The organism is Paraburkholderia phytofirmans PsJN (assembly GCF_000020125.1).
In the GTDB taxonomy this organism is placed as follows: domain Bacteria; phylum Pseudomonadota; class Gammaproteobacteria; order Burkholderiales; family Burkholderiaceae; genus Paraburkholderia; species Paraburkholderia phytofirmans.
The window spans coordinates 3,305,674-3,330,024 of sequence record NC_010676.1 but is presented as its reverse complement, the minus strand read 5'-3'; the positions used below and the strand labels follow the sequence as shown (position 1 = coordinate 3,330,024).

18 protein-coding genes and 2 pseudogenes are annotated in these 24,351 nt (G+C 63.2%); 9 read left to right on the top strand and 11 right to left on the bottom strand.

The window, feature by feature from the left end:
* Positions 1-29 precede the first annotated feature (29 nt).
* Complete coding sequence (locus tag BPHYT_RS34420; protein WP_041759910.1) at positions 30-947, bottom strand: helix-turn-helix domain-containing protein; 918 nt, start codon at positions 945-947, stop codon at positions 30-32.
* Positions 948-1,105: 158 nt separating this feature from the next.
* On the opposite strand from BPHYT_RS34420, the gene BPHYT_RS34415 reads away from it, so the two are divergent.
* A complete protein-coding gene (locus BPHYT_RS34415; RefSeq protein WP_012428740.1) occupies positions 1,106-2,005 on the top strand; it encodes a DMT family transporter in 900 nt (299 codons plus the stop codon).
* A gap of 112 nt (positions 2,006-2,117) precedes the next feature.
* Here the strand turns inward: BPHYT_RS34415 and BPHYT_RS37735 are convergent.
* Positions 2,118-2,284 (bottom strand): annotated as a pseudogene (locus BPHYT_RS37735) (LysR family transcriptional regulator); the annotation flags it as partial.
* 382 nt (positions 2,285-2,666) lie between these two features.
* Here BPHYT_RS37735 and BPHYT_RS34405 point away from each other — a divergent pair.
* The 3 genes from BPHYT_RS34405 to BPHYT_RS34395 all read left to right on the top strand — a co-directional run bounded on the left by BPHYT_RS34405 (position 2,667) and on the right by BPHYT_RS34395 (position 5,975).
* Complete coding sequence (locus BPHYT_RS34405) at positions 2,667-4,850, top strand: NHL repeat-containing protein (RefSeq protein ID WP_012428739.1); 2,184 nt, start codon at positions 2,667-2,669, stop codon at positions 4,848-4,850.
* A 110-nt stretch (positions 4,851-4,960) separates the two neighbouring features.
* On the top strand, positions 4,961-5,218 hold the full coding sequence (locus BPHYT_RS34400) for a hypothetical protein (protein WP_012428738.1): 258 nt from the start codon (positions 4,961-4,963) through the stop codon (positions 5,216-5,218).
* 157 nt (positions 5,219-5,375) lie between these two features.
* Positions 5,376-5,975 (top strand): LysE family translocator, encoded by a 600-nt coding sequence (locus BPHYT_RS34395; protein WP_012428737.1) that lies wholly within the window; start codon positions 5,376-5,378, stop codon positions 5,973-5,975.
* Positions 5,976-6,006: 31 nt separating this feature from the next.
* On the opposite strand, the pseudogene BPHYT_RS34390 reads toward BPHYT_RS34395, so the two are convergent.
* The 7 genes and pseudogenes from BPHYT_RS34390 to BPHYT_RS34360 all read right to left on the bottom strand — a co-directional run bounded on the left by BPHYT_RS34390 (position 6,007) and on the right by BPHYT_RS34360 (position 14,175).
* A pseudogene (locus BPHYT_RS34390) lies at positions 6,007-7,243 on the bottom strand (winged helix-turn-helix domain-containing protein).
* Between the two features lie 97 nt (positions 7,244-7,340).
* Positions 7,341-7,616: a hypothetical protein gene (locus tag BPHYT_RS34385; RefSeq protein WP_012428736.1), complete on the bottom strand. Its 276-nt coding sequence runs from the start codon at positions 7,614-7,616 to the stop codon at positions 7,341-7,343.
* A gap of 138 nt (positions 7,617-7,754) precedes the next feature.
* Positions 7,755-9,500, bottom strand: a complete 1,746-nt coding sequence (locus tag BPHYT_RS34380) for an FAD-dependent oxidoreductase (protein WP_012428735.1) — start codon at positions 9,498-9,500, stop codon at positions 7,755-7,757.
* A 90-nt stretch (positions 9,501-9,590) separates the two neighbouring features.
* On the bottom strand, positions 9,591-10,583 hold the full coding sequence (locus tag BPHYT_RS34375) for a DedA family protein/thiosulfate sulfurtransferase GlpE (RefSeq protein ID WP_012428734.1): 993 nt from the start codon (positions 10,581-10,583) through the stop codon (positions 9,591-9,593).
* 338 nt (positions 10,584-10,921) lie between these two features.
* Positions 10,922-11,173 (bottom strand): hypothetical protein, encoded by a 252-nt coding sequence (locus tag BPHYT_RS34370; RefSeq protein ID WP_007178686.1) that lies wholly within the window; start codon positions 11,171-11,173, stop codon positions 10,922-10,924.
* Between the two features lie 275 nt (positions 11,174-11,448).
* Positions 11,449-12,057, bottom strand: a complete 609-nt coding sequence (locus BPHYT_RS34365; protein ID WP_012428733.1) for a DinB family protein — start codon at positions 12,055-12,057, stop codon at positions 11,449-11,451.
* Between the two features lie 417 nt (positions 12,058-12,474).
* A complete protein-coding gene (locus tag BPHYT_RS34360; protein ID WP_012428732.1) occupies positions 12,475-14,175 on the bottom strand; it encodes a methyl-accepting chemotaxis protein in 1,701 nt (566 codons plus the stop codon).
* Between the two features lie 307 nt (positions 14,176-14,482).
* Between BPHYT_RS34360 and BPHYT_RS34355 the strand changes: the two genes are divergently transcribed.
* A complete protein-coding gene (locus tag BPHYT_RS34355) occupies positions 14,483-17,992 on the top strand; it encodes an ATP-binding protein (protein WP_012428731.1) in 3,510 nt (1,169 codons plus the stop codon).
* A 22-nt stretch (positions 17,993-18,014) separates the two neighbouring features.
* Here the strand turns inward: BPHYT_RS34355 and BPHYT_RS34350 are convergent, their stop codons facing one another.
* Positions 18,015-18,416: a RidA family protein gene (locus tag BPHYT_RS34350; protein WP_041759394.1), complete on the bottom strand. Its 402-nt coding sequence runs from the start codon at positions 18,414-18,416 to the stop codon at positions 18,015-18,017.
* A 101-nt stretch (positions 18,417-18,517) separates the two neighbouring features.
* Positions 18,518-19,918 carry a GntP family permease gene (locus BPHYT_RS34345; RefSeq protein WP_012428729.1) on the bottom strand — a complete coding sequence of 467 codons (1,401 nt, stop codon included), beginning with the start codon at positions 19,916-19,918 and terminating at the stop codon, positions 18,518-18,520.
* 312 nt (positions 19,919-20,230) lie between these two features.
* On the opposite strand from BPHYT_RS34345, the gene BPHYT_RS34340 reads away from it, so the two are divergent.
* From BPHYT_RS34340 to BPHYT_RS34325, 4 genes are all read left to right on the top strand, one after another.
* A complete protein-coding gene (locus tag BPHYT_RS34340) occupies positions 20,231-21,709 on the top strand; it encodes a sigma-54 interaction domain-containing protein (protein ID WP_012428728.1) in 1,479 nt (492 codons plus the stop codon).
* 87 nt (positions 21,710-21,796) lie between these two features.
* Positions 21,797-22,057 carry a hypothetical protein gene (locus BPHYT_RS34335; protein ID WP_012428727.1) on the top strand — a complete coding sequence of 87 codons (261 nt, stop codon included), beginning with the start codon at positions 21,797-21,799 and terminating at the stop codon, positions 22,055-22,057.
* 520 nt (positions 22,058-22,577) lie between these two features.
* Positions 22,578-22,781: a hypothetical protein gene (locus BPHYT_RS34330; protein WP_012428726.1), complete on the top strand. Its 204-nt coding sequence runs from the start codon at positions 22,578-22,580 to the stop codon at positions 22,779-22,781.
* 239 nt (positions 22,782-23,020) lie between these two features.
* On the top strand, positions 23,021-24,220 hold the full coding sequence (locus BPHYT_RS34325) for a serine hydrolase domain-containing protein (RefSeq protein ID WP_012428725.1): 1,200 nt from the start codon (positions 23,021-23,023) through the stop codon (positions 24,218-24,220).
* The last annotated feature ends 131 nt before the right edge of the window (positions 24,221-24,351 follow it).

Here is a 24,351-nt window from a genome sequence, read left to right as displayed (position 1 = left end):
CGGCAACGCGTGAAGCGCGGCGGCCGCGCTCAGGCGGCGACAGCCTGCCGATACGCGGTCGGCGCCACGCCGACGCTCTCGCGGAAACGATGGCTGAAATGGCTGGCGTTTGCGTATCCGCATTGCTCGGCGACCTGCGCGAGCGGCAGCGCCGTGGTGCGCAACAACGTGCGAGCGCGTTCGAGCCGCTGCTGCGCGATCCACGCGGCGGGTGGCAGTCCGAACGAGGTGCGGAACATGCGCGCAAGATGAAATTCCGACAGCGCCGCTACGCCGGCCAGCTCGCCGAGCGTGAGCGCCTGCGAGAGATGGCTTTCGATGTAGTCATGCAGGCGCCGGCGAGTCGCGACCGACAAGCCGCCTTTGAGCGATGCATCCGTGCGGCGCACACCTTGCGCGCGCAACAGCAGACTCAGCACCTGATGCGCGGTCTCGTTGGTGCGCAGCAAGCCGTCCGGATCCTGCCAGTCTTCGTTCGCCAGCGACTGACATAACGTGGCGATGCGGGCGTCTTCGAAATACGTGCGATCGGCGAGCGTCAGTTCGCGCGGTTCGAGGTCGAGTTCCTGAACCGCGCGCTGCGTGAAGTGCTCCGGCAGGAAGTACAGGTGCATGAAATGCATGTGCCCGCGCACCCACCAGCGTGATTCGTGCTCGCCGGGCAGCGCGCAGAGCCGCGACGGCGCGCCGTAATGCCCTGGCATTTTCTGGCGTTCGGTGCGATAGCCGCCGTCCAGATAGCACGACAGCGTGTGATGGCCGGGACGCTCGTAGACGGTCTCGGCTTCTTCCGTGTCGCGTGTCCAGAGGGCGATGGCCAGCCGGTCGCCGAGCCACGCGAAACGGTCCAGATTCGCGTTCGCGCTGCTCAGCGTGTGACACACCGACTGAAGGCCGAACGGCGTTTCAGAGGAGTGGCTCACGGGCACGGGCGGTCTGGTGTTCACGAAGCGGGCGAAATACTTGTCGTGACTGAATGAGCGCCAGTATACGGCTGCCCGCGTGCGACGGCTTGCCACTCCGAAAAAGTGCGCAATCCTGGACAAGCGCGGCCAGCCGGGCTGCGGCATAGTGAAATCCCGTATTTGCTGCTGCAGGCTCGACCATGAATTTGTTCCTCTATGCCGTCACCGTTCTGATTTGGGGCACCACGTGGATCGCGATCAAATGGCAACTGGGAGCGGTGCCGCCGCCGGTATCCATTGCCTGGCGTTTCTGGATCGCGGCGCTGGTGCTGTTCGCGCTGCTGCGCATCATGCGCCGGCCGATCTGGCCGCCGCGTGCAGCATGGCGTTTCCTGATCGCACAAGGATTGGCGCTCTTCTGTCTAAACTTTTTGTGCTTCTACTACGCTGAACAGGTGGTGCCGAGCGGCCTGGTGGCGGTAGTGTTTTCTACCGCGCCGCTGCTGAATTCGATCAACGGTCGCCTGTTCATGGGCCGGCCGTTGCAACCTACGGCGATTGCGGGGGCCGCGTTGGGACTCGTCGGCATCGTATGTCTGTTCGTTCAGCAGATGACGGGGCATCTCGGCGATCACGCCGCGTGGTTCGGTCTCGGCATCGCGTTCCTCGGAACCTTGTGCTTCTCGGCCGGCAACCTGTTGTCGAGCCGCATGCAGGCGATGGGCTTGCACCCGTTCGCCACGAATAGCTGGGCGATGCTGATCGGCGCCAGCGTCCTGACTATGGGCAGCGTATTGGCCGGCTTTTCGTTTGCCGTCGAGCCGTCCGCGCGCTATCTCGGCGCGCTCGCCTATCTCGCGATATTCGGCTCGGTGGTTGGCTTCACGGCGTACCTGATGCTGGTCGGGCGCATCGGACCGGAACGCGCCGCTTACAGCACGGTCTTGTTTCCGATCGTGGCGCTCGCGGTGTCGACGGTATTCGAAGGCTATCGGTGGTCCGCGCTGGCCGTCGTCGGTCTGTTGCTGGTGGTGGCCGGCAATCTGGTGGCGTTCGATCTCACGCGACGTATTTTTGTGCGTCGGGTGCGGACTTCGTGAAGGACCGTGCAGGCTTTTGAGGTGAGCGTTTTCGGGAGCTGAAAAGCTGTGCAAAAAATCCGCCGGTGAGCTTTTGCGGGAGAGCGAATATCGAGAAAAAACCAAAGGCAGCCGCGAGAATCTGTGCGCAGCGTTCGTAATAGGCGGCGCCTTCGGCGGTCAGCGTGACCTTGCGGGTCGTGCGCACCAGCAGTTGCACGCCGAGCAGCGACTCGAGCGCCTGCACAGTCGTGGCGCGCGTAAAACTGCTCGTATCGACGAGCGTACGAATATCCGCATGGCCTGCACGCGATTTGTGCGGCGGCGTGGACCTGCCAGGGATTTTGCCGCACGGAGTTGCAACTCTTTGCGGCGATCGTGGGCGAGGACGGTTCAATCGAGCGCGAGGAACATGTGCTGGTCGGCGCGCGCCGGTGCGCTTATCGCATCCGCGTGAGAGGCAAATAGCACCGTATTCGTGCGTGAGATTATGCGCTTGGAATGGTTTGGGTAATTCAACATTTAAAGCGATATTTTTTTATCAATATATTTCCGATTTTTCTATGCGAGGATAAAGCGCCAAACTTTACGCATGCGCGATTGCTTATCGATCGGCATGTGCGCGAAAACGCGCCGGACATGCCAACTGGACGCGCTTCGTACCTCGCAAGGAAATACCGTCGTGACATTGTTCTCTCGCCTGGGTGTGGCCGTTTTTGTTTTTAACAGTCTTATTCCACTGAATGCGACAGCGCAATCGCAACTCAATTACACCACTTCATGGATCGGCAATAGCTTTGGTTTCGGCGACGGCAAATGGATGCAGCAGGATATTCAGGCCATCAGCGTCGGCGCCGATGGCACCGTGTACACCAACGCGCCCTGGGACGAAAGCGGCAGTGAAATCGCCGCTTATCGCGCGGGCGACAAGATCGCCGTAGCCGGCTCGACACATGGCTGGGGCGCGGCCGGCGGCGACGCGGTCGCGGTCAATCACACGTATCTTTATGCGGCGATGTCGATCGGTAACGAAAGCAACGCCCTGGTCGGCGCGGACTATCCCGCGGCCAACTTGACCTGGTACGGCATCACGCGCCGCACGCTCGCCAATCTGGCGACCGGTGCGCCGTTTAGCGGCGGCATCGGCAATAGCGCCAATGCGACGAAGAACAGCTTTCTGCCGCTGGAGACGGTAACGACCGGCAACGACGCGAGCATTCGCGGCATGGCCGCCACCGACAGCGAACTCTACGTGGCCGATCCCTACGCGAACCGGATCGTCGTGTTCGACGCGAATTCGATGCAGCGTTTGCGCTCGTGGAACGTGACGTCGCCGGGACGCATTGCGGTAGACACCGATTCGACGCTGTGGGTGATCAGCGGTATCTCGTCGGGAACCCTAACTATTCAGCACTACGCCGCGAATGGCACCGCGCTCGCCAGCACATTGACGCTGCCGGTGGGCGCCGTGCCGGCCGACATCGCGGTCACGCCGGCGGGGCAAATTCTCGTTGCGGACAATGGGCCGTCGCAGCAGATTCTCGTCTTTAACAAAGACGCCAACGGTCAGCCGCAAGCGGCCGCGCCGATCGGCACGCGCAACGGCATCTTTCACGCGGTCAAAGGCGTGCCGGGCAATTGGCGCTTCAACGGCATGACGGGCATCGGTGTCGATCCCGCGGGCAATCTGTACGTCGCGCAGAACGGAGAAGGGCCGCGGCCTGTCGGATCGGTGTCGGTCGGACAAGGCGCGGTGCTCGAAAGCTACGTGTACAGGTCGCATGCGTTCAATTGGCGCCTGTACGGTCTGACGTTCGTCGATAGCGCCGCGTTCGATCCCGCCGCGCCCAATTCCGTCTACTCCGGCTCAAAGCGCTTCACGCTCGACTACAGCCAACCCGTCGGTCGCGAATGGTCGTATGCGGGTTTCACGCTCGACCGGTTCGACTATCCTGACGACCCCGCGTTTCATCAGCCGCGCGGCGTGCGCGGCGAGCCGATGGTGCGTCGAATCAACGGCCGGCGATTTCTCTATACGCTGGATCCGGGCGCGCATTATCTGAACGTCTATCGCTTCGACGCCGCCCACGGTGAAATGGCGATTCCATCCGGCCTGCTCGCGCAGAATCCGCTACCGGGCACATGGCCCGCCGCGCAGCCCGCGTATGGCGAATGGATGTGGCGCGACAACAATGGCAACGGCAGCGTCGACGCCAGCGAGATCAGCAGCAATCCGTCGACAGGCAGCACGGTCGGAAACGGCTTCTGGTGGGTCGACCCGCCGGGCAACGTCTGGCTCGCCACGCCGTTGAGCGGCATACGAGAAATGCCGCTACAGGGTCTCGACTCCGCCGGCAACCCGATCTACACGTACGCCAGTTCGACGATGTTCGCGATGCCGCAACCGTTCACGCGGATTGCGCGGATCGTCTACATCGCGGCGACCGACACGATGTATATCTCCGGCTTCACGAGCGCGATTCCATGGGATGCGACGCATTGGAAAGAGGCGGGCCCGGTGCTCGCGCGTTATGACAACTGGAGCTCCGGCACGCCGACGCAGCAGTACACGATCTCACTGCCCTGGAACACGCAAAGCAATCCGCAAACGACGACCGTGGGCGTCGCGGTCACCGGCAATTACATCTTCGTAGCTGAGCTGTACACGCAGAGGGTGGATGTCTACGACGCGCGCACCGGCCAGGTGGTGGGCTATATGACGCCGGGCGCGAGCGTCGGCAATACGAGCGGCTGGGTGGACGTGTATCTCGGCATCAGCGCGGTGCAACGCGACAACGGCGAGTACGTCGTGCTACTCGAGGACGACGCCCGCGCAAAAATTCTGATGTATCGATGGACGCCTTGACGCCGGTCGCATGCGCGCAGATCACGAATAGACGGCAACGCACGATCGGTATATAACAACGTGAAAGGATGGCTTGTTCACCGCTGCATCAACCGGAGCGAAGTTTCATCATGACGCAAGACGTAACGCCTAAGCCACCCACGGGCGACCGGCCCGATCTGGAAAACCTCGATGCAGCGCTCAGTCACGTGGATCAGCAGGTTTCGTCGGGCAGCATTGCATCCGGCGCCGCGAAGGGCATTTTGTATAGCCTGATCGAAACGCTCGGCACGTTCGTCGGCGATCCCGATTTGCCGGAGCATGCACGTTCCGGTTACGAAGGGCTGCTGGAAGCCGCTCGCGAGCTGCGCGCGAAGCTGGATCACTAAAGGCGACAGCGCGTTGCCGATGTGGACTGGCCGTTGCTCCGGTTTGGTGACGGCATCACGCGGTTGCGATTCTTCATTGTAATTAGCCGCTGCATTTCGGCGCCGCCGCTGTCTATGATAAAAAGGTGCACTGTCTCTCGAACACTGCGTCTTTTTTATGCTCTCTGCGTCTGCCATCGCGCTGCTGGCCGTCGGCATTATCGTCGTGCTGATTACGCCCGGCCCTACCAATACGCTGCTTGCGGCGGCCGGCTTGCGTCAGGGCGTGCGGCGTTCGCTGCCGTTGATCGCCGCCGAACTGGGCGGCTATCTGGTCTCGATCTCGGTGTGGGGGCATTTTCTCGTCCAGGCGGCGCATGCGCTGCCGTGGTTGCCCTCGCTGTTACGCGTGGCGGCCGGCCTGTACATCGCCTATCTCGCTGTCGATATGTGGCGCGCGGCAGTCGCCTTGCCCGACTCGGCGCAGCGGGCGAGCGGCATGCGCACGTTGTTCGTGGCGACGCTGCTCAATCCGAAGGGCTTGCTGTTCGCCGGCACGATCTTTCCGGCTATCGCTTTTGCGCACCTGCCGGCCTATGTCTTTTCGATGCTGATATTCGCGTGCCTGCTGGTGCCGATCGCGCTCGCGTGGATCGCGTTCGGCGCGGCGCTCGGCAGCGGCAAGCTCGGCTGGCTCAATCCGGTGAAGATGCAGCGCGGCGCTTCGATCGTGCTCGGTGTGTTTTCCTTGTCGCTCGCGTGGGCGGCGCTGCATTGAGTGCGACGTTGATGCAGCGCTCAGGCAGCATTCAGGCAGCCACGCTGTCGCCCAACGTGTCACCGACGGTTAACGCGTCGAGCCATTCCGGCGGCGCGGATGTGATTTCCAGTTGCGGCGTGCCATGCCAATCCGCGCAGCGCTGCAGCGCGCGTCGCAGATCGCCGGCAAGACGCGCGCTCAGCCGCACGCCCGCTTCGATATGCAGTGACTTCAGCTCGAACACGCCTTGAGTCCGGTGCGCTTTCGCATCCACGCGGCCGACCAGACGGCCGCGACTCAGCAGCGGCAAGACGAAGTAACCATATTTGCGCTTGGGCGCGGGCGTGTAGCATTCGATCGCGTAGTCGAAGTCGAACAGCGCCGCCGCGCGCTTGCGGTCCCACACCACCGGATCGAACGGCGACAACACCGTCGTGACCGTCGAGGTGAGTTTGCCGCTCGCGGCATCGTCGAGTAGCGCGGCGAAGTCTCGATGCACGTAGGTGTCCTGCTTCCACCCTTCCACGCTTACCGGAATCAGCTCGCCCTGGTCGGCGAGCGCGTGCAGTTCGTCACGATACGGGCGACGCGGCATCCGGTAGTAATCGGCGACCCAATCGGCCCGCGCGACGCCGAGTGCACGGCAGGTGCGGCGTAACACGGCGTCGGTCACGGTGTGGGCGGGCGGCAGATCGCGCGCGTCGTCCCAGGCCGGGAGCACGCGTTCGGTCAGATCGTAGACGCGATGAAAATTGCGCCGCTCGGCCACCATCAATTGCCCGATCGCGAACAGCACTTCCAGATGGCGTTTCTCCGGCTTCCAGTCCCACCAGCCGTTGCCCTTTGCCCGCCTCACGGGCAAAATCCGCGGAGCGCACCGGACCCGTCGCGCGGATGTGCGCGAGCAGCTTGTCAATGTCCTTGCGATGTTTCTTGTGCCACTCGGCCGCGTATTTCCAGCCCATGCCGCTGGGATCGAGCATGCGATGGCGCAGCAGGCCGTAGTCTTCGATCGGCACGAAACAGGCTTCATGCGACCAGTATTCGAATAGCTTGCCTTCGGCGAGATGTTCGTCGAGCCATTGCGGCGGATAAGCGCCAAGCCGGCTGAACAACACGAGATAGGGGCTGCGCGCGACCACATGGATCGTGTCGATCTGCAATTGCGCCATGCGGCGAATCGCGTCGAGCACGTCGGCCTTGACGGCCTTGCGACGCGGCGGCGTCAGCAAACCTTGGGCGGCCAGATGCAACGTGCGGGCGGCGGAAAGCGAAAGAGTCTTCACGCGGGCGTCGATCAGTGAGTGACTGCGATGGGGGTCGGCGCGAGGCCCGGCCTGGATCAGCAGCCGCTACTGTAGCGTGAAGCGCCCGAACCTGCCTTTACCAGCCGCGCCCGTGATGCCGATCCCAGCCGCGATGACGGCCGTGATCGTGACGCCAGTGACGGCCACCGCGATAGTAGTCGTCCCGGTAGCCGTAACCGTAGACCGGTTGGGGCGCATAGACGACCGGCGGCGGTGCATAGACAGGCGGCGCTGCGTACACCGGCCCCGGCGTATTGACGAACACGCCGACGTCCACCCGCGCCGAGGCGGCAGTCGATGCGCAGGCGGCGGCAAGGCCGAAGGCGGCGAAAACAATCGCGCGTTTAAACATGCTTGTCTCCTGTCGAATGGCTGACGCCAATATTACGAGACAGAAAGGCAAGCAGGTGCAACCAGTTGAAGGCGTGTGTAACAGCAGGTTACCCGCCGGCGGTTGCAAGGCCGGCGGGGTTTCAGACCTTCCGCAGATTCAGGCGCCCAGCGCGACCGCTTCTCCCGCCGACACGGCAAGCAATTCATGAATCTGCGCGACCACGGCGGCACCTTCGCCGACGGCCGCCGCCACGCGTTTGGTCGAGCCGGCGCGTGCGTCGCCGATCGCGTACACGCCCTCGACGGTCGTCGCGAGATCGCAGACAGAGGCGCCATCGGCATTCGCGCCGGTCAGCACGAAGCCTTTCTCGTCGAGTGCCACGCCGCAGGTGCGCAGCCAGTCGGTATTCGGATCCGCGCCGGTGAAGAGGAACAGATGGCGCGTGTCGAAATGATCGGTGCCGTCGGGTAAAGGCTTCTTCAAGGCGACCGACGACAAGCCGCTGTCGTCCGAATCCAGCCGGCCGATCTCCGAATTCGGATGCACGAAGACATTCGGCAGCGAGCGGATCCGGTCGATCAGATAGCGCGACATGGTGGCTTCGAAGCCGCTGCGCCGGATCAGCACGTGGACCTTGGCCGCATGCGTCGCCAGATAGACAATCGCCTGGCCCGCCGAGTTGCCGCCGCCCACCAGCACGACTTCCTGACGCTTGCACAGCTTGGCTTCGACCGGCGACGCCCAGTAATACACGCCGCGCCCTTCGAAACGATCGAGCCCTTCGAGCGCCGGACGCCGATAAACTGCGCCGCTCGCGATCACAATCGCACGCGCCGTGATATGCCCGCCGCACTTCAACTCCAGCCGATGCGGCCGGTCGGCGCAATGCAGCGCCTTCACGTTGACCGGAATCGCGACGTGCGCGCCGAACTTCTGCGCCTGCACGAACGCGCGGCCCGCCAGCGCCTGGCCGGAGATGCCGGTTGGAAAGCCGAGGTAGTTTTCGATCCGCGAGCTCGCACCAGCCTGGCCGCCCGGCGCGCGGCTGTCGAGCACGATCACCGACAAACCTTCGGAGGCCGCGTACACCGCGGTGGCGAGCCCAGCCGGACCGGCGCCGACGATCGCGACGTCGTACACATGCGCATCGTCGAGATCGGGCAGCAAGCCCAGGCACGTGGCGAGTTCCGGCATGCTCGGATGACGCAGCACCGAGCCGTCCGGACAGATCACCAGCGGCATGTCTTCTTTCTGCGCGGCGAATTGCTCGATCAGACGCAACGCATCTTCATCGCGTTCGTCGATCACGGAATGCGGATGGCCGTTGCGCGACAGGAAGCCTTGCAGCATGACGAGCCGCGCGTCGTTGCTGTTGCCGATCAGAATCGGGCCGCCCGCGCCCTTTTCGATCAGCGACACGCGCCGCAAAATCAGCGCGCGCATGATGCGCTCGCCCAGTTCCGCTTCGGCGACGATCAGCGCGCGCAGCTGCTCCGGCGGAATCAGCAACGCTTCCACCGAACCGATCGCCATGCCGTTGACCAGCGCGGGCCGTCCCGACAGTTGACCGACTTCGGCAAGGAAATGCCCGGCGCCATGTTCGTTGATCAGCACTTCGCGTCCGATGCCGTCGCGCTGGTACACCTTCACGCGCCCTTCGAGCACCACGAACATGCCGGGACCGGTGAGGCCAGTTTCGAAGAGCAGTTCACCGGACTTCCAGTGGCCGATCTCGCCGAACTTGCGCAAACGGCCGATTTCGGCACACGTGAGCGCGGGGAACATCTGATGCATGCGCGTCGAGAGCGACGAAAACGGCGCGTCGGGGACGACGTCTGCTTGCGGCACGTCCGCTTGTGGCAGTTCAGGTTGCTGCACTTCAGGTTCTTGAGTCGAAAGCATTGAACCGCTCCTCCGGTGTTCATTGATGGATCGAACGAGAGGCGAAGCGGCGCGGCGCCCGAAGGCGCGAATCACGATGCGCTGCTTGCGCTATACGGCCTTCGGCGCGACGTCGTCGACCGCCACTTCGGGCGGCGGCATGTTGGGCAGCGATTCCACCGGCTTGCCCGAGTCGCGCCAGGCTTCCATGCCGCCGCGCAGCGGCAGCACGTCGGAAAAGCCGGCTTCGTTCAATTGCTTGGCCATCCATGCCGCGGAAATCTCATTTGGGCAGGAACAGTAGATCACCAACTTCTGATCGCGCGGATAGGTCGCGACGATCTCGTCGAGCTGCCGCTCGTCGGCGAATTGCGAGCCCGGAATGACAAAGGGATCGAGTTTGCGCTTCTCGTTCGAACGGATGTCGAACAGCACCGGCGTATTGCCGGCCTTCACGAGCGATGCCAGTTCGTCGACTTCGATTCGCGCGGACGCGAGATTGGCCATCGCCTGACGCCGGCGTATCCAGCGATATGCGCCGTACGCCAGCAACAGAGCCGCCGCGACGAGCGCTGCCGTACGACCGAGGCGCCCGGCGAGGGCGAACAGCATGTCGATCTGCTTGGCGAACAACGCGCCGATGATCAGACCGGTGCCGGACCACAACGCGGCGCCGATGCTGTCGTAAGTGAGGAACGTGCGGTAGCGCGTGCCCATGGCGCCCGCCATCGGGATCGAAACGATCGACAGTCCCGGCACGAACTTGGCCACGGCCAGCACGCGCACGCCCCAGCGGCCGAAAAAGCGTTCGGTCTTTTTCACGCAGGTGTCACGCGAGAGCGATAGCCGGCAAATCGTTTTCAGCGTATTGCCGCCGTACATACGGCCGGCGAAATACCAGGCGCTGTCGCCGATCAGCGTGGCGAATATCGACAGGATGAGCACTGGCGCCAACTGCGTGCCCACAGAACCGGGATGCATGGCGGCCATTGCCCCGAACAGCACGAGCGACGGCATTGCCGGAACCGGCAGCCCGATCGAGGCGGCGAGCACGTTTACGAACACGAGCGCCGGCCCATATTGCTCGACGAGATCATGTAGCATCGGCTTACATCCGCGGCCCTTTCGGGTGCGGCGCAGGTAGAAATGCGAAGAGAATGCAAGGATTATGGACGCATTTTCAAGACGTGCAAACGCCCTGAAAAGTAGCCCTCTACTTGGGTATGGAAAGCGCTATCTCAAGTGCAATGCATCACCTGAAAGACGCATTAGCACCGCGACCTGAACAAACCGAAATAGGTGCGAAAGTCGCGCGGTATGCGGGAGCGGAAATAATGCCCGATTGACGTCCGCGGACGCCGGCCCAGCAAGCAATTAGAAACCGTTGATGCTAAAGCGTCACGCGGCATTCGCACCAGAAATGCAATGCCGCGTGACGGATTTCATTGACGATGATTGTGCTGTTCGCCCGGCAATTCGGCGCCGTGTGCGCGAATGGCCGCAATCAGTTCGGCTGGCGTGATTTCGTAGCGCACTTCGCGGTGTATGCCTGGCTTGCGCTCATCGACTTCGATCAAAAGAATGCCTTTGCCGTCTTCTGTCGATTCGAGGCGCAGCGAGCGAAGTTCGCGCGCGGTTGCGTCGTCGTATTCGGTGAGCAGGGCCATTGACCCGGAAGACCCGGTAGTGCGCATCGAAGTTGTCCTCGTTCCGTTGTTGATCGAACCATTGTACGGGCAGGATCGGGCGGCGTCTGTCGCGCCGCGGTCACGTTTGCACCGTCCACCTGCCTGCGTGGCTTGCGCCGCCAAGCGCGTTGACTGGCGCGGCCCGCCGGGCAGCGCCTATCGTGACGTCCCGCCGTGACAACCAGTTTAACGCGACTCCAGGTCACCACGGATGCATTTTTCGTGCCCCGTGCCGGTGCGATCCTTCTCTATGACTGTCACGCTGTTGACGCGCGCTCCGGTTAGGGGAGTCGGGCGGGACGCAGTGTGGTCCGCTGCTCGCGCATCGCGTTCAGATCGCCGAGTTCGGAATCGCGCAGCGGTGCGTCGGCGGCGAGAAAAAACTCGTCGAGTTGCGGCGGGGCGGCGTCTGTGCCGCTCAGCATCGCGTGAACTTGCCCGCGATGATGAATCTGATGGACGAAAACATGCGGCAGTACGTTGCCGATCTGCTCGCGTTGCACCCCGACCGACGGTCCGCGGTCTATCTGGACTTCGTGTGGCAGATCGTCGTCAGCCAGCGATTCGCAGAAGGCGAGCAGTTGCTGATCGCTCCGCGCTTGTGCATCCCACAGGTCGGCTGCGCGCGGATAGGGCAGTTCGTTGTCGAAAATGGTGAGACCTGCGCCGCCGCCGATCAGCGCGTCGAAGTAATAACGGTCCACCAGCAGGATGTGATTCAACGTGAGCTGCAACGACGGGAAGAAGCTCACCCTGCGTTCGGCGAACGCTTCGTCGGTCAATGTGAGGCAGGCGCGGTAGAGGCGCAGGTTCGACCACGCGCTGTTGCGCGCCATGGCGGCGAGGTGCGAAGACAGCGGATTGACGCGTGGCTGATCGGAAGGGATCACGTCGGCCTCCGGGTGGCGGGAATCGGCATGAGAGTGCGCTTGCACGTTTTTTTCGTGGCGGCGCGTGGCGCGAGAATGGAAGCGCTGCCTGTCTAGCGTAGCATCGCTTCGCACCGCGCAAGACCATCTTCTTGTGGCGAGTTTGCGAGGGTGTCCTCCCGTATTCCCTCACCGTGCACCTGATCTGCTGCACTGGCAGTGGCGCATGTGCGAAGGCGCTGCCTCGACAATCTTCAACTGCGTCAACACCAGCACGCCAGCGCCGGCCCCAAAAAAATAGGCCCGTCCACAGAAGGGGGCGGGCCGCTAAACGCCGTTGTTACTCGGGTCAGCCTGCCCTTGCAAACAACTGGGCGCTGACGGAGCCATCGTGCTGCGTCAATAGTGGACTGTCGAGGTGGGAGTAACGCCGATCCATCAGATCAATGCAGCTTCTTCCCGCTCGGCATCATCGGCGATGACGGGCGCGCGGTGTCGTTTGATCCCGGGCGCGGGCATTCGCGCTGCATCGACGGTGAACACCTCGCGCTTCGTGCCGGCAACGCGTTGCGCCGGCGCTGCGTCGGCGACAGTGAACAGTCGCACGGCTTCGTCCAGCACGTCCGCCTGTTCCGCCAGGCGCTGCGCGGTGGCCGCCGCCTGCTCGACGAGCGCGGCGTTCTGCTGCGTGGCGCCGTCCAGATGCGAGACCGCCTGATTGACCTGGCGAATCCCTTCGGCCTGTTCGCTGCTCGCGTTCGCCACGTCGACGATGATCGACGACACGCGGCCCACCGCCTCGTCGATCACGCGCATTTGCGATGTTGTCCGCGCAACCAGTTCGGTGCCGGCCGCGACTTCGGATGCGCTTGCTTCGACCACGGACTTGATTTCCTTCGACGACGCCGCGCAGCGTTGCGCCAGCATGCGCACTTCGCCCGCGACGACGGCGAACGAACGGCCTGCCTCGCCCGCCCGCGCCGCTTCGACGGCAGCGTTCAACGCGAGGATATTGGTCTGGAACGCGATGCCGTCGATCACACCGGTGATGTCGGCAATACGCCGCGATGCCGCGGTGATGCCCGCCATGGTCTGCTCGACCTGGCCGGCAATCTTGCCGCCGACTGCGGCCGCCGCCTGGGCCTCTCTCGCCAGATCGAGCGCGCGCACGGTGGCATCGGCGTTAGCCTGGACGGTCGTGGTCAGTTCTTCCATGGTGGCCGCGGTTTCTTCGAGCGACGCCGCCTGCAATTCCGTGCGTCTCGCGAGATCCACATTGCCGCTGGATATCTCGCGCGCGTTGTCCAGCATGCCGGTGATCTGGGCGCGCACGTCGTAGACGATCGCCGCGAGATTCGCCTTCAACTGATTCAGCGCTTGCAGCACGTCGCCGAGGTCGTCGTGGCGCGCGATCTGCAGATCGGCGGTCAGATCGCCGGCGGCGAGACGCGTGGCGAATCCCGACATGTCGCGTACCGGCGCGGCAAGTTGCCGCGTCAGCATCAGACACGAGGCGATGCTGACCGCCGTGGCGACGCCGAACCCGATCCAGAACGGCGCGGGCGGCGCACCTTGCCATGCGGCGAGGCCCGTCAACAGCAGCGCCAGCGGCGTGATCGCGTAGCCGAGCGCCGCGCGCGTGGCGACCGGCAGACGCATCAGCGCCTGCAGACGCCCCAGCACGCCGGTGCGCACCACCACCCCGCGGCGCAACTGCACGCCGCGAGACTCGCCGCTGCGCATGCGTGCGTAGAGCGCTTCTGCGGCGCGCACCGCGGTGCGTTCCGGTTTCACGCGCACGCTCAAATAGCCAACGACCGCGCCTTTCTCGACCACCGGCGTGACATTGGCGTGCACCCAGTAGTGATCGCCGTTCTTGCGGCGGTTCTTCACGAGCGCGGTCCAGGGACGGCCGTCGCGGATCGTCGCCCACAGGTCGGCAAAGGCTTCGCGCGGCATGTCCGGATGACGGATCAGATTGTGCGGTTGACCGATCAGTTCGTCGCGCGTAAAGCCCGAGACCGCGATGAAGGCCGGATTGCAGTACTGGATGCGGCCGGTCAGATCGGTCGCCGAAACAAGCATGTGTGACGACGGGAATTCGTATTCGTGCCCGGTGACAGGCTGGTTGTTGCGCATGGCTTTCCTTGCTGTTCTAGCCGGCGCGTAGGCGCGGCGCTTACATGTTTGCAAGGAATAACGGCAATTGACCCCTTCGCCTTGAGGGTTTCCCAGTAAACCACTCAGGTTTAAACAGGCCGAAGCCGTTATTGCAGGGTTGTTTGACACATCGTGGATGACCGCGTGAAAGAGTGCCGGATGCGTCGCGCGATACCTTCAAAAGGACTACACTGCGCCGGTATAAGGACTGCGGACGCAGCCAGTCCCCGGTCCGCAGCGGTCTGCCTGCGCGAATTTGCCACCCACGCGCCACACTCGCGAACTGATGCAGAAAATCCTCGACCGTACTCAAGAGTCGCTAGCGCAGGCTTTCGCCACGCTCGCACAGAGCGCGAAGCGCCAACAGAGGCTCTACCTGGTGACGATCGGTTCGCTCATGCTGATCGTGCTGATCTTCGCGCTGGTGCTGATAGTGGTCGCCGGGCTCAAGCAGCTCGACTATCGCCGGGCCCTCGCGTCGCAGAACGCCACCGACATCTCTCTGCTCATCCATCAAGAGGAGTCGTTTCTGCGGCGCGCCGCGTTGACGCTCGACTATTACTACGGCCCATCCGGCGGGCGGAGCGCGCCGGATGACGTACAGCAAGCGATCCTGAAGACCGGCGTAGCGCTCGGCAAGACAGACGGTGCGGACTCGAATTTCGACATTGTGGTCGGTGAAATCACGCGCAACGCGTGGGGCTCGCAATTGGGCGAAAGACTCGGGCGCCTCTACGAAGCGGCGCAATCGACGCTCGTGACCCAGCAGGCTTTTGAAATCCAGCAACGCGCAACGCTGATCGGGCTAAACGAAGACTATGCAGCGATTCTGCCTTCGCTGACTCATCCGCTCGCGGGCCAAACCAGCGCGCTCGATCAGGCCGCAATGCCTGCGCCGCAACCGGCCATTGCGAGCTTGCTGCGCGAGACGCTCGAGCGCCGGATCGAGGCGCAAACCGGCAGGCGCGTGCCGCGAAAAGGCGAACGTATCTGGCTCGAACCGTACCGTGATCCGCTGCTGAATCGCCTGGTGATTTCCGTGGTGGGCGCCTACTATGACGGCGACACGCCGACCGTGCTGATCAGCACGAGCTTTCCGCTGGACGCGCTCGCATTGCGTCTGGCGCCGCCTGACAACGAGGGCGTGAATCTGCTGATGACGGTGGACCGCCGCATTGCCGTATCGTCGATGCCGCTCGACGCTTCGGTCACCAACCTGGTACAGCGGGCGGTAGCCGCTACCCCAAGCCAGATCTTTCACTACGGCCGCGAAGGCGTGATTTTTCACGAGCCACTGGCGTTGGGCTTCGGCCTTCTGGTCGGCTACGTACCTTGGCGCGCGCTGGCCGTCGCACTCGGCTGGCAATTGGCGGTGATAGGTTGCCTGACGGCGCTCATCCTGATGACGATTGCGCTGATGGCCCGCTATTTCGGGCTGCGCTTGCTGCGCAATTCGTTTGCGGAGACTTCACGCGCGCTGCAAAGCGAGATGCTTAACCACGTTCTGGTTAGCGCGACGCCGGTCGGTTTATGCATTGTTCGGCAAAGCGACTATTCGGTCCTGACCACCAACGCGCTGGCAATCGAGCTGCTCGGGATCGAGGCCGATAGCAACCGGCTCCCGCCGCATATCGTCGGCGAATTTCTGGCTCAGGCGCCGGTTCAGCCGTCGGCCATGTCATTTGCGCGGGTGGCTGCTTTCGTCGTGCCCGCGCGGCCGGCGCGGATGCCCGCTCAGTCTGTGCAGCAATCGCCAACGGAGCAGCGAAACGAGGCGCAACTCTCGCCGTCGCCGGATCAGGACGGCGGCGCGCCCTCACAGTTTTTGCAATTCATTTACGCGCCGGCACGTTACGCCGGCGAGAACGTGCTGTTCTGCGCGATTCTCGACGTCACCGCGCAGACCGTGCTCGAACAGCAATTGAGGCACGCACAGCAAACGTCCGAGGCGCTGATGCGCGCGCGGACGAATTTCTTCGCCGCGATGAGCCACGAAATCCGTACGCCGTTGAACGCGCTGCTCGGCAATCTCGAACTGTTCGCACGTACACCGGGGCTCGAGGCGCATTCGCAACGGCTCGCCACATTGGACCTTGCCGCCGATGCGCTCCGCCGAGTCGTCAACGACATTCTCGACTTTTCGAAGATCGACGCCGGCGAGATGTTGCTGGTGCGGGAACCGTTTCTTTTGATCGACGTTTTCGAAAACATTGCACTGTCCTACGCGCCGATGCACGGCGAGCGCTCGATCCGCTTCTACGCGCTCCTGTCTCCGACGCTCGATCAAACCTTGATCGGCGATCGTATGCGCATCTCGCAGATAGTCAACAACCTGCTAAGCAATGCATTCAAATTTACTTCGACCGGCAAGATCACACTGCGCGCCGAAGTGACAGACGATTCGCCGGACCGGGCGATGCTGACTATCCGCGTCTCGGATTCGGGCGCCGGCATGAACGAGGAAACGCTCGCGCGGCTTTTCAAACCGTTCGCGCAAGGCGAGTTGGGTGCTTCGCACGGTGCCGGCGGCACGGGGCTCGGCCTGGCGATCTGCGCGCGCCTGTGCGAACTGATGGGCGGCCACATCGTCGCGGAAAGTGTCCCGAGCGTGGGCAGCGCGTTCCGCATATCGATCCCTCTCGCGAAGCCGCCCGTTGATTCGCGCGCACCGGCCAAGGCCCGCAAGCAACGCGGGATAGTGCTCGTCCTGTCCATGGAGCGGGAAGCTGGCGAGATCATGGAGCATTGGCTTCACCATGCCGGCTGGGCGGGGCACCTGGTGACATTGCCGGACGCCGCGCAGGCCTGGTTACGTTTGAATCGCGCAGACGCGGTGGTCGTCTCGGGCGAATACGGTCTCGACGTGATTGCCGCGCTACGCGCTTTGCAGCCGGTCGGCGTTGTCTGGATCACCCGTGCGGGCCCGCTTCACCCCGAGGCGCGCGGCGAAGGCGTGCTCGAAGTGACTGAGTTCAGCCGGACTGCGGTTCAATCGGCGATCGAACTGGCGCACGAAACCAAGTCGACGACCGCGGTGCCGACCGCCGCGCGGTCAGAGTCCGGTCCAGCGGGAATCCATCCGACGCTGCGGGGGCTGCCAGTCCTCGTCGCGGAAGACAATCCCTTGATCCAGAATCTGATTGCCGAACAGCTGGTCGAATTGGGATGCGTGCCGACCATCGCGCATGACGGCGAACACGCACTGAAGTTATTCGAGGAAACACCTTTCGAGTTGGTGTTGACGGATATCCACATGCCAGAGATGGACGGTTACCAACTGCTGGCCGCGCTGCGCAAGTTGCAAGCGACTGTGCGGGTGCTCGCCTTCAGCGCCGTCGCCGAACATGAGGAGGCGCACAATTGGCGCGAGCGCGGTTTTAGCGGATATGTGGCCAAGCCGGCGTCGTTGCGCGAGTTGCAAGCGGCCTTGCTGGAGGCGGCGCCGCAGAGCGTAGCGACTGCCGAGCCGATGTCATCCGCCGCCGCAGGAAGCGCGCTCAGCACGGACGACAAGGCGCGCTACACGGCGATGCTTAAACAGCACTTGCAAAAAGATCTGCCGAGACTGCTTGCGATCGTCGAAGAGGAAGACGTGCAGGCGTTGGCCGGCTGGGCGCACAGCGCGAGCGGCGCGTTCGTCGTCGTGCAGGAGCCGCGCTTCGTCGAACAATGCCGGCGCTTGCAGCGGCTATGCAACGACGAGGGGCGCTGGACCACCGAGATGGACGAAATCTCGATCTCCCTGCACGAAGCCTTATCCGATCACTACGGACTCGACGAGCAGTCGGCGCATTGATACGCCATTTTGCTTTGCGCGCTCAACCCGGCCGTTTGGCGATGAAATCGATCTCGACCAGCGCTTCGCGCGCCAGTGCGGTGACGCCGATGCAGGTTCGTGCGGGCAGCGCGTCGGCGGGGAAGTAGGCGCGGTAGATCTCGTTCATCGGCGTGTAATCGCGCTTGAACTCGGTGAGGAAGATGCGTGTCGCCACCACGTTTTGCAGGCCGAGACCGAGCCCCTGGAGTACCAGCACGAGATTGTCCATCACGCGCTTGGTCTGGGCGACCACGCCTTCGGGAAGCGGCGCGGTGTCGTCGGTGGGGGAGGTCGGCATCTGGCCGGTCAGGAAGACCCAGCCGTCGGCCTCGGCAGCGTGCGAGAACGGGCCGACCGGCGTGGGTGCCGTGGGAATCATCCAGAAAGAAGGCGCTGAGCTCATGGCGGGTGTGCGGGGCATGGTCGGTTGTCGGGATGACAAGGTAACCGATCAAAACTCAGGATGCCGGCGCGTTGCCGGCATCCTGCCCAACACCCGCTTACTCAGACCAGACCCGTCGCGTAATAAACCGCGATCACAAAGAACACTGCCATCGTCTTGATGACCGTGACCGCGAAGATGTCGCGATACGACTGCCGATGCGTCAAGCCCGTGACGGCCAGCAGCGTGATCACCGCGCCGTTGTGCGGCAGCGTGTCCATGCCGCCGCTCGCCATGGCGACGACCCGGTGTAGCACTTCCATCGGAATATGCGCCGCTTCCGCGCCCTTGATGAACGTGTCCGACATGGCCGCGAGCGCGATGCTCATGCCGCCCGACGCCGAACCGGTGATGCCCGCCAGCGAGCTCACCGAAACAGCTGCATTGACGAGCGGATTGGGAATGCTCTTCAACGCGTTGCTGACCACCAGAAAGCCCGGCAACGCGGCAATCACGCCACCAAAACCGTATTCCGACGCCGTGTTCAACGAGGCCAGCAGCGCGCCCGCCACCGCAGCCTTGGTGCCGATCGCGAAGCGCTCGCGCACGCGGTTGAACGCCGTCACGACAACCATGATGATGCCGAGGAGCAGTGCGCCTTCCACCGCCCAGATGGCGACCACGGCCTTGATCGTCGTCGTGACCGGTGCGTGAACGCCCGGCAGAATGTCCGGCGCAACCGTGTACGACGCGCCGTACCAGTTCGGAATCCAGCGGGTCAGCAGAAAGTTCGCGACGCCCACCAGAACCAGCGGCGCAACCGCCAGCAACGGATGCGGCAGTTGCTTCGATTCCACACGATCCGGCTCGTTGACGAGCTCTGTGCCGTAACCTTCGCCGGTCGCCATCGCCGAACGGCGGCGCCATTCCAGATAGGTCAGGCCGACCACGATGATGAACAGCGAGCCGATCACGCCGAGTGCGGGCGCAGCCCACGACGTCGTCTTGAAGAACGTGGTCGGGATGATGTTCTGGATCTGCGGCGTACCCGGCAGTGAATCCATCGTGAACGAGAACGCGCCGAGTGCGATCGCGCCGGGCATCAGGCGCTTCGGAATATTGCTCTGGCGGTACAGCTCGGCGGCAAACGGATAGACCGCGAATACCACCACGAACAGCGAGACGCCGCCGTAGGTGAGCAGCGCGCACACGGCAACGATCACCGCATTGGCGCGCGAGCGGCCGATATAGCGAATCGCGGCGGCCACGATCGATTCCGAGAAGCCCGACAGTTCGATGACCTTACCGAACACGGCGCCCAGCAGGAACACCGGGAAGTAGAGCTTAACGAAGCCGACCATCTTCTCCATGAAGATGCCGGTGAAAACCGGCGCGACGGCCGCCGGATCGGTGAGCAGAACAGCGCCGAGCGCGGCGATCGGCGCAAATAGAATGACGCTGTAGCCGCGATAAGCGGCAAACATCAAAAACGCCAGCGCGGCGAGGACGATGACAAAGGACATTGAGTCTCCAAAGCTTGGTTGTTCTACATGGTCGCCGTCTCGAAGGTGCGGCGGCACGGCGCCCGCAAACGCAGGTTCCGTGCCACATACGCGGCAACGGCCTGCAGCCTGATGTCGCAGACCGAAGTTCAAAACGGGATCGGGCCGATTGTACCCAAACGTCTCTAAAACGGGACGCAAATTGGCTCAAGTTAGGCCAAACCAAGGTTAAACCCTTATACAGCAGGCTTGCTGGCAATCTCCTCAATGAGATAAGCTTGTCTACGAAACGAGACAAAGCGTAATAAAACGTTAGCCGGAGACAGCGACAGCATGATGAACGACTGGGCAGGCCTTCCTGCCACTTACGGCGACGTACTGCGCCGGGCGATGGACTCGCTTTTCCGCACGTTCGAAAACTTCAGCGAAGGCACCTTTATCGTCGATGCCGACGCGCGCGTGGTCTGGATCAACAAGCGCTATGCGGCGCGCTTCGGTTTTGCGGACCCCGAGCAGGCCATTGGCCGCGATTGCGAAGCGGTGATTCCGAACAGCCTGATGCGCGAGGTCGTGAACACCGGCAAACCGATTCTGCTCGATATTCTCGAAACGGATCGCGAACCGCTCGTCGTCACGCGTTTGCCGCTGAAAGACGATGCGGGCGCCACGGTCGGCGCAGTTGGTTTCGCGCTGTTCGACGAACTGAAGGCGCTGACGCCGCTCTTTTCCCACTACTCGCGCGTGCAGGAAGAGTTGATCGCCACGCGCCGGTCGCTCGCCCAGGCGCGGCGCGCCAAATATACGTTCGGCAGTTTCGTCGGCACGAGCGCGGCCAGCCTCGAAGTAAAGCGTCAGGCGCGCCGCGCCGCGCAGCTCGAATCGCCGGTGCTGCTGCTCGGCGAAACCGGCACCGGCAAGGAACTGCTCGCGCATGCCATTCACGGCGGCTCGGCGCGCGCGAATCAGCCGCTCGTGACGGTCAACGTCGCGGCGATTCCCGACACCCTGCTCGAAGTCGAATTCTTCGGCGCCGCGCCCGGCGCCTATACCGGCGCGGACCGCAAAGGGCGCGTCGGCAAGTTCGAACTGGCGAACGGCGGCACGCTGTTTCTCGACGAAATCGGCGACATGCCGCTGCCCTTGCAGGGCAAGCTGCTGCGCGTGTTGCAGGACAAGGAGTTCGAACCGCTCGGCTCGAACCGGATCGTGCGCGCCGACGCCCGGATCATCGCGGCGACGTCGGCCGATTTGCCCGCGCTGGTCGCGGCCGGGCGCTTTCGCGCGGACCTGTTCTATCGGCTGAACGTGCTGACGATCCATGCGCCGCCATTGCGCGAGCGCACCTCCGATATCGAGGCGCTCGCTTACGCCATGCTCGAGGATCTGTCGACGCAAGCGCGCGGCGCCAGTCATTTCGAATTGCAGGACGACGCGCTGCGGCTGCTGTGTTCATACGGCTGGCCGGGCAATGTGCGCGAATTGCGCAACACGCTGGAGCGTGCCGTGATGCTGTCCGACAGCGAGCGGATCGATGCGCGGGCGCTGGCGCCGTTTGTCGGCTCGGCGCCCGGCGGCGCGCATCGTCCGAATGCGCCGTTACCTGAGGCGCTTTCGACGACGCAACCGGCAAACGCCCAGCCTACTCCGCCTGAATCGGCCACGTGGAGTGAGGCGATGGCGGCCTTCGAAAAGCGATTCCTGAGCGATGCTTTGCGCGCCAATGGCGGTCGGGTGATCGATACGGCAAACCAGATCGGAATGGGCCGCGCGACGCTCTATAAGAAGATCGCGGCACACGGCATCGACGTGTGACAACGCTCCACGACGGCGATTGACTCAGCGTAATTGACGCGTGGCACAATCGCGTGATCGAAAAACAAGACGTGATCGGGGTTTTAAATGAAACGCAGTTTCTCCTTCTACGCGCGCCGGGCCTGCGCCACGCTGGCGGCCGGCGCAATGGTCGCGCTGAGCGGTTGCAGCAGCAGCGCGCCGCTGTTTCTGCCGGACGGCCGCGCGACGACGCTGGTGCAATGCCCCGCGGGTTCCGACTCCTGTTCGCAGCAGGCCAGCGCAAGTTGCGGCGGCGCGTTCGACGTCGTGCGTCAGTCCACTGAAAACAGCACGCTCAACCTGATTTACGCCTGCCGGGCTAAATAATAATGGCGCGCCGGTGCAAGGCCGGCGCGACCAACGTCCTAAACAATGTGCTTCGAACCCGCGTCTCGACGACGAGCGCGGGCGTTTCGATCGTCCCACCGATTTTATTCGTGCCCGCCAACCGGGGTGTCGCAACGCTTCAAAGTGGTCGCGCTAAGCATATGGCCGTCATAAAGACTTGCGTCTAATGCGGGTTCTCTCCGTCGCTTTGATGCCTAATGGGTATTAATACCGCGCTTCATATTATTTCTCTTGTCACTGGGCGCAATTAAAAACGCCCGCAATTCGTGTCGTTTAGCCAAGTCGGTGCGGCACCTAACGGAACGCGAGTTTGAGCCGCAGTATTCTTTTGTCAGTGGCTCAGGATTCAAGCAGCAGGCAGGTTTTGCCGGTTTCGTCGCTAATGCGGAAGGTGCCAGGAAGGATTTTCCGTTTTAGGCAAAAACCGGAGTTATTGCGGCACGCTTTATGCTTCGATTTACGCATTGAAAATAGTTCAACGAGTAATCCGGGGAAAGCAATGAATCATCATCAACTCGAAAAAGATATTGAACATCTTGAACACGTAATCTCGCATATCTCCGCGGAAGACCGCATCCCACTGTCCTATTGGCGAAACCGCATTGACTCCGTTTCCGGCGCGGCACTGGTGCCGGCGCAGGCGAACCGCGTCAAACGGCTCAACGCCGCGCTCTCGGCTCTGGAACAACGCCAGAAAGCCTGAGCGTCCAGCGTAGTGGATGGCTGCAACGTACCCTTCGATCGGGTAACGTTTTCTGCAAAAATAAGGGAACGTAACGGCCACGCAGGCGGCCCAGCGCAGCACGATGTCTCGACAGGATGGCAAGCTTCGTCATTCGTCGCGCACCCGCTGGCGCCGCTGTACCCTCAGGTCGACCGCCGACCGAAGGCGCGCGTCAGAGCGCGCAGGTCGCCATCCCCCTCCACTGATGCAGGACAAACATGCAACCAGCAGGCCTTTCCGCGTCCCGGCTGTCGGCGCTGACCAACGCCATGCAAGGCTATGTGGAGCGCGGCGAAGTGGCGGGCGTGGTGTCGATGGTCTGGCGGCGCGGCGAGATCGGCTATTTCGAGCCGCTCGGCTGGCGCGACGAGGCGGCGCAGTTGCCGATGGAGCGCGACACGCTGTTCCGCATTGCCTCCATGACCAAGCCGGTGACCAGCGCCGCGGTCCTGCTGCTGATCGAAGAAGATCGGCTCGCCCTCGACACGCCGATCTCACTCTGGTTGCCGGAATTGTCCGCGCCGCGTGTGCTGCGCGACCCCGCCGGCCCGCTCGACGAAACCGACCCGGCCAGAGCGTCGCTCACCGTGCTGGATCTGCTGACGCATCGCGCCGGCTTCGCCTACCACTTCACCGCGACCGGGCCGCTTGCCGAGGCGTACGCCGCCGCTTTCAACGGATTCGAAGCGCGCATGGACGGCAACGCCTGGCTTGCCCGTATCGCCAGTCTGCCGCTCATGTTCCAGCCCGGTTCGCGCTGGCACTATGGCGTTGCGACCGATGTGCTCGGCGTGCTGATCGAGCGCGTGAGCGGCATGCCGCTCGGCGAGTTTTTCCGGACGCGGATCTTCGAGCCGCTCGGCATGCGCGATACGGCGTTCTGGGTGCCTGACGCGCAACTCGGCCGGTTGGCCACCGCTTATGCTATCGAACAGGGCTCGGGGCGGCGTATTGTCGAAGACCATCCGTCGTCGAGCCGATGGGCCGATCCGGACCGCTTCCAGAGCGGCGGCGGCGGGCTGGTTTCGACGGCGCACGACTATCTGCAATTCGCGCAACTGCTGCTCGGCCGCGGGCGGGTCGGCACGACGCGTTTGTTGTCGCATCGCTCGGTCGATCTGATGCGCTCCAATTTTCTGACGCGCGACCAACGCCGCGTGTCCGCCTTCGGTCATGCGCTGTGGGCGGGCCAAGGGTTCGGCCTCGGCTTGTCCATAGTCGACGATCCGGCGCAGCAGCTGCCGCTCGGCTATCGCTCGATGGGATCGTTCGGCTGGCCGGGTGCGTATGGCACGAGCTGGTTCGGCGATCCCGTGGAAGACCTGATCGGCCTGATGCTGATTCAAAGGCGCTCAGTCGAACCGTTTTCAATGGCAGTGGACTTCGAACGCCGCGTGTACGATGCAATTGACGATTGAGCGAATCGGCCGCGACCCGGCCGGCTTCTTTTAAGCGCGTTACCCGCTCGCGGAGTCGGGCTTCTCTATCCGGTAATTTATTCGTCTGATAGTGTCCGCACTTCAGTTCTCGTCAAATGATCGGAGCACCC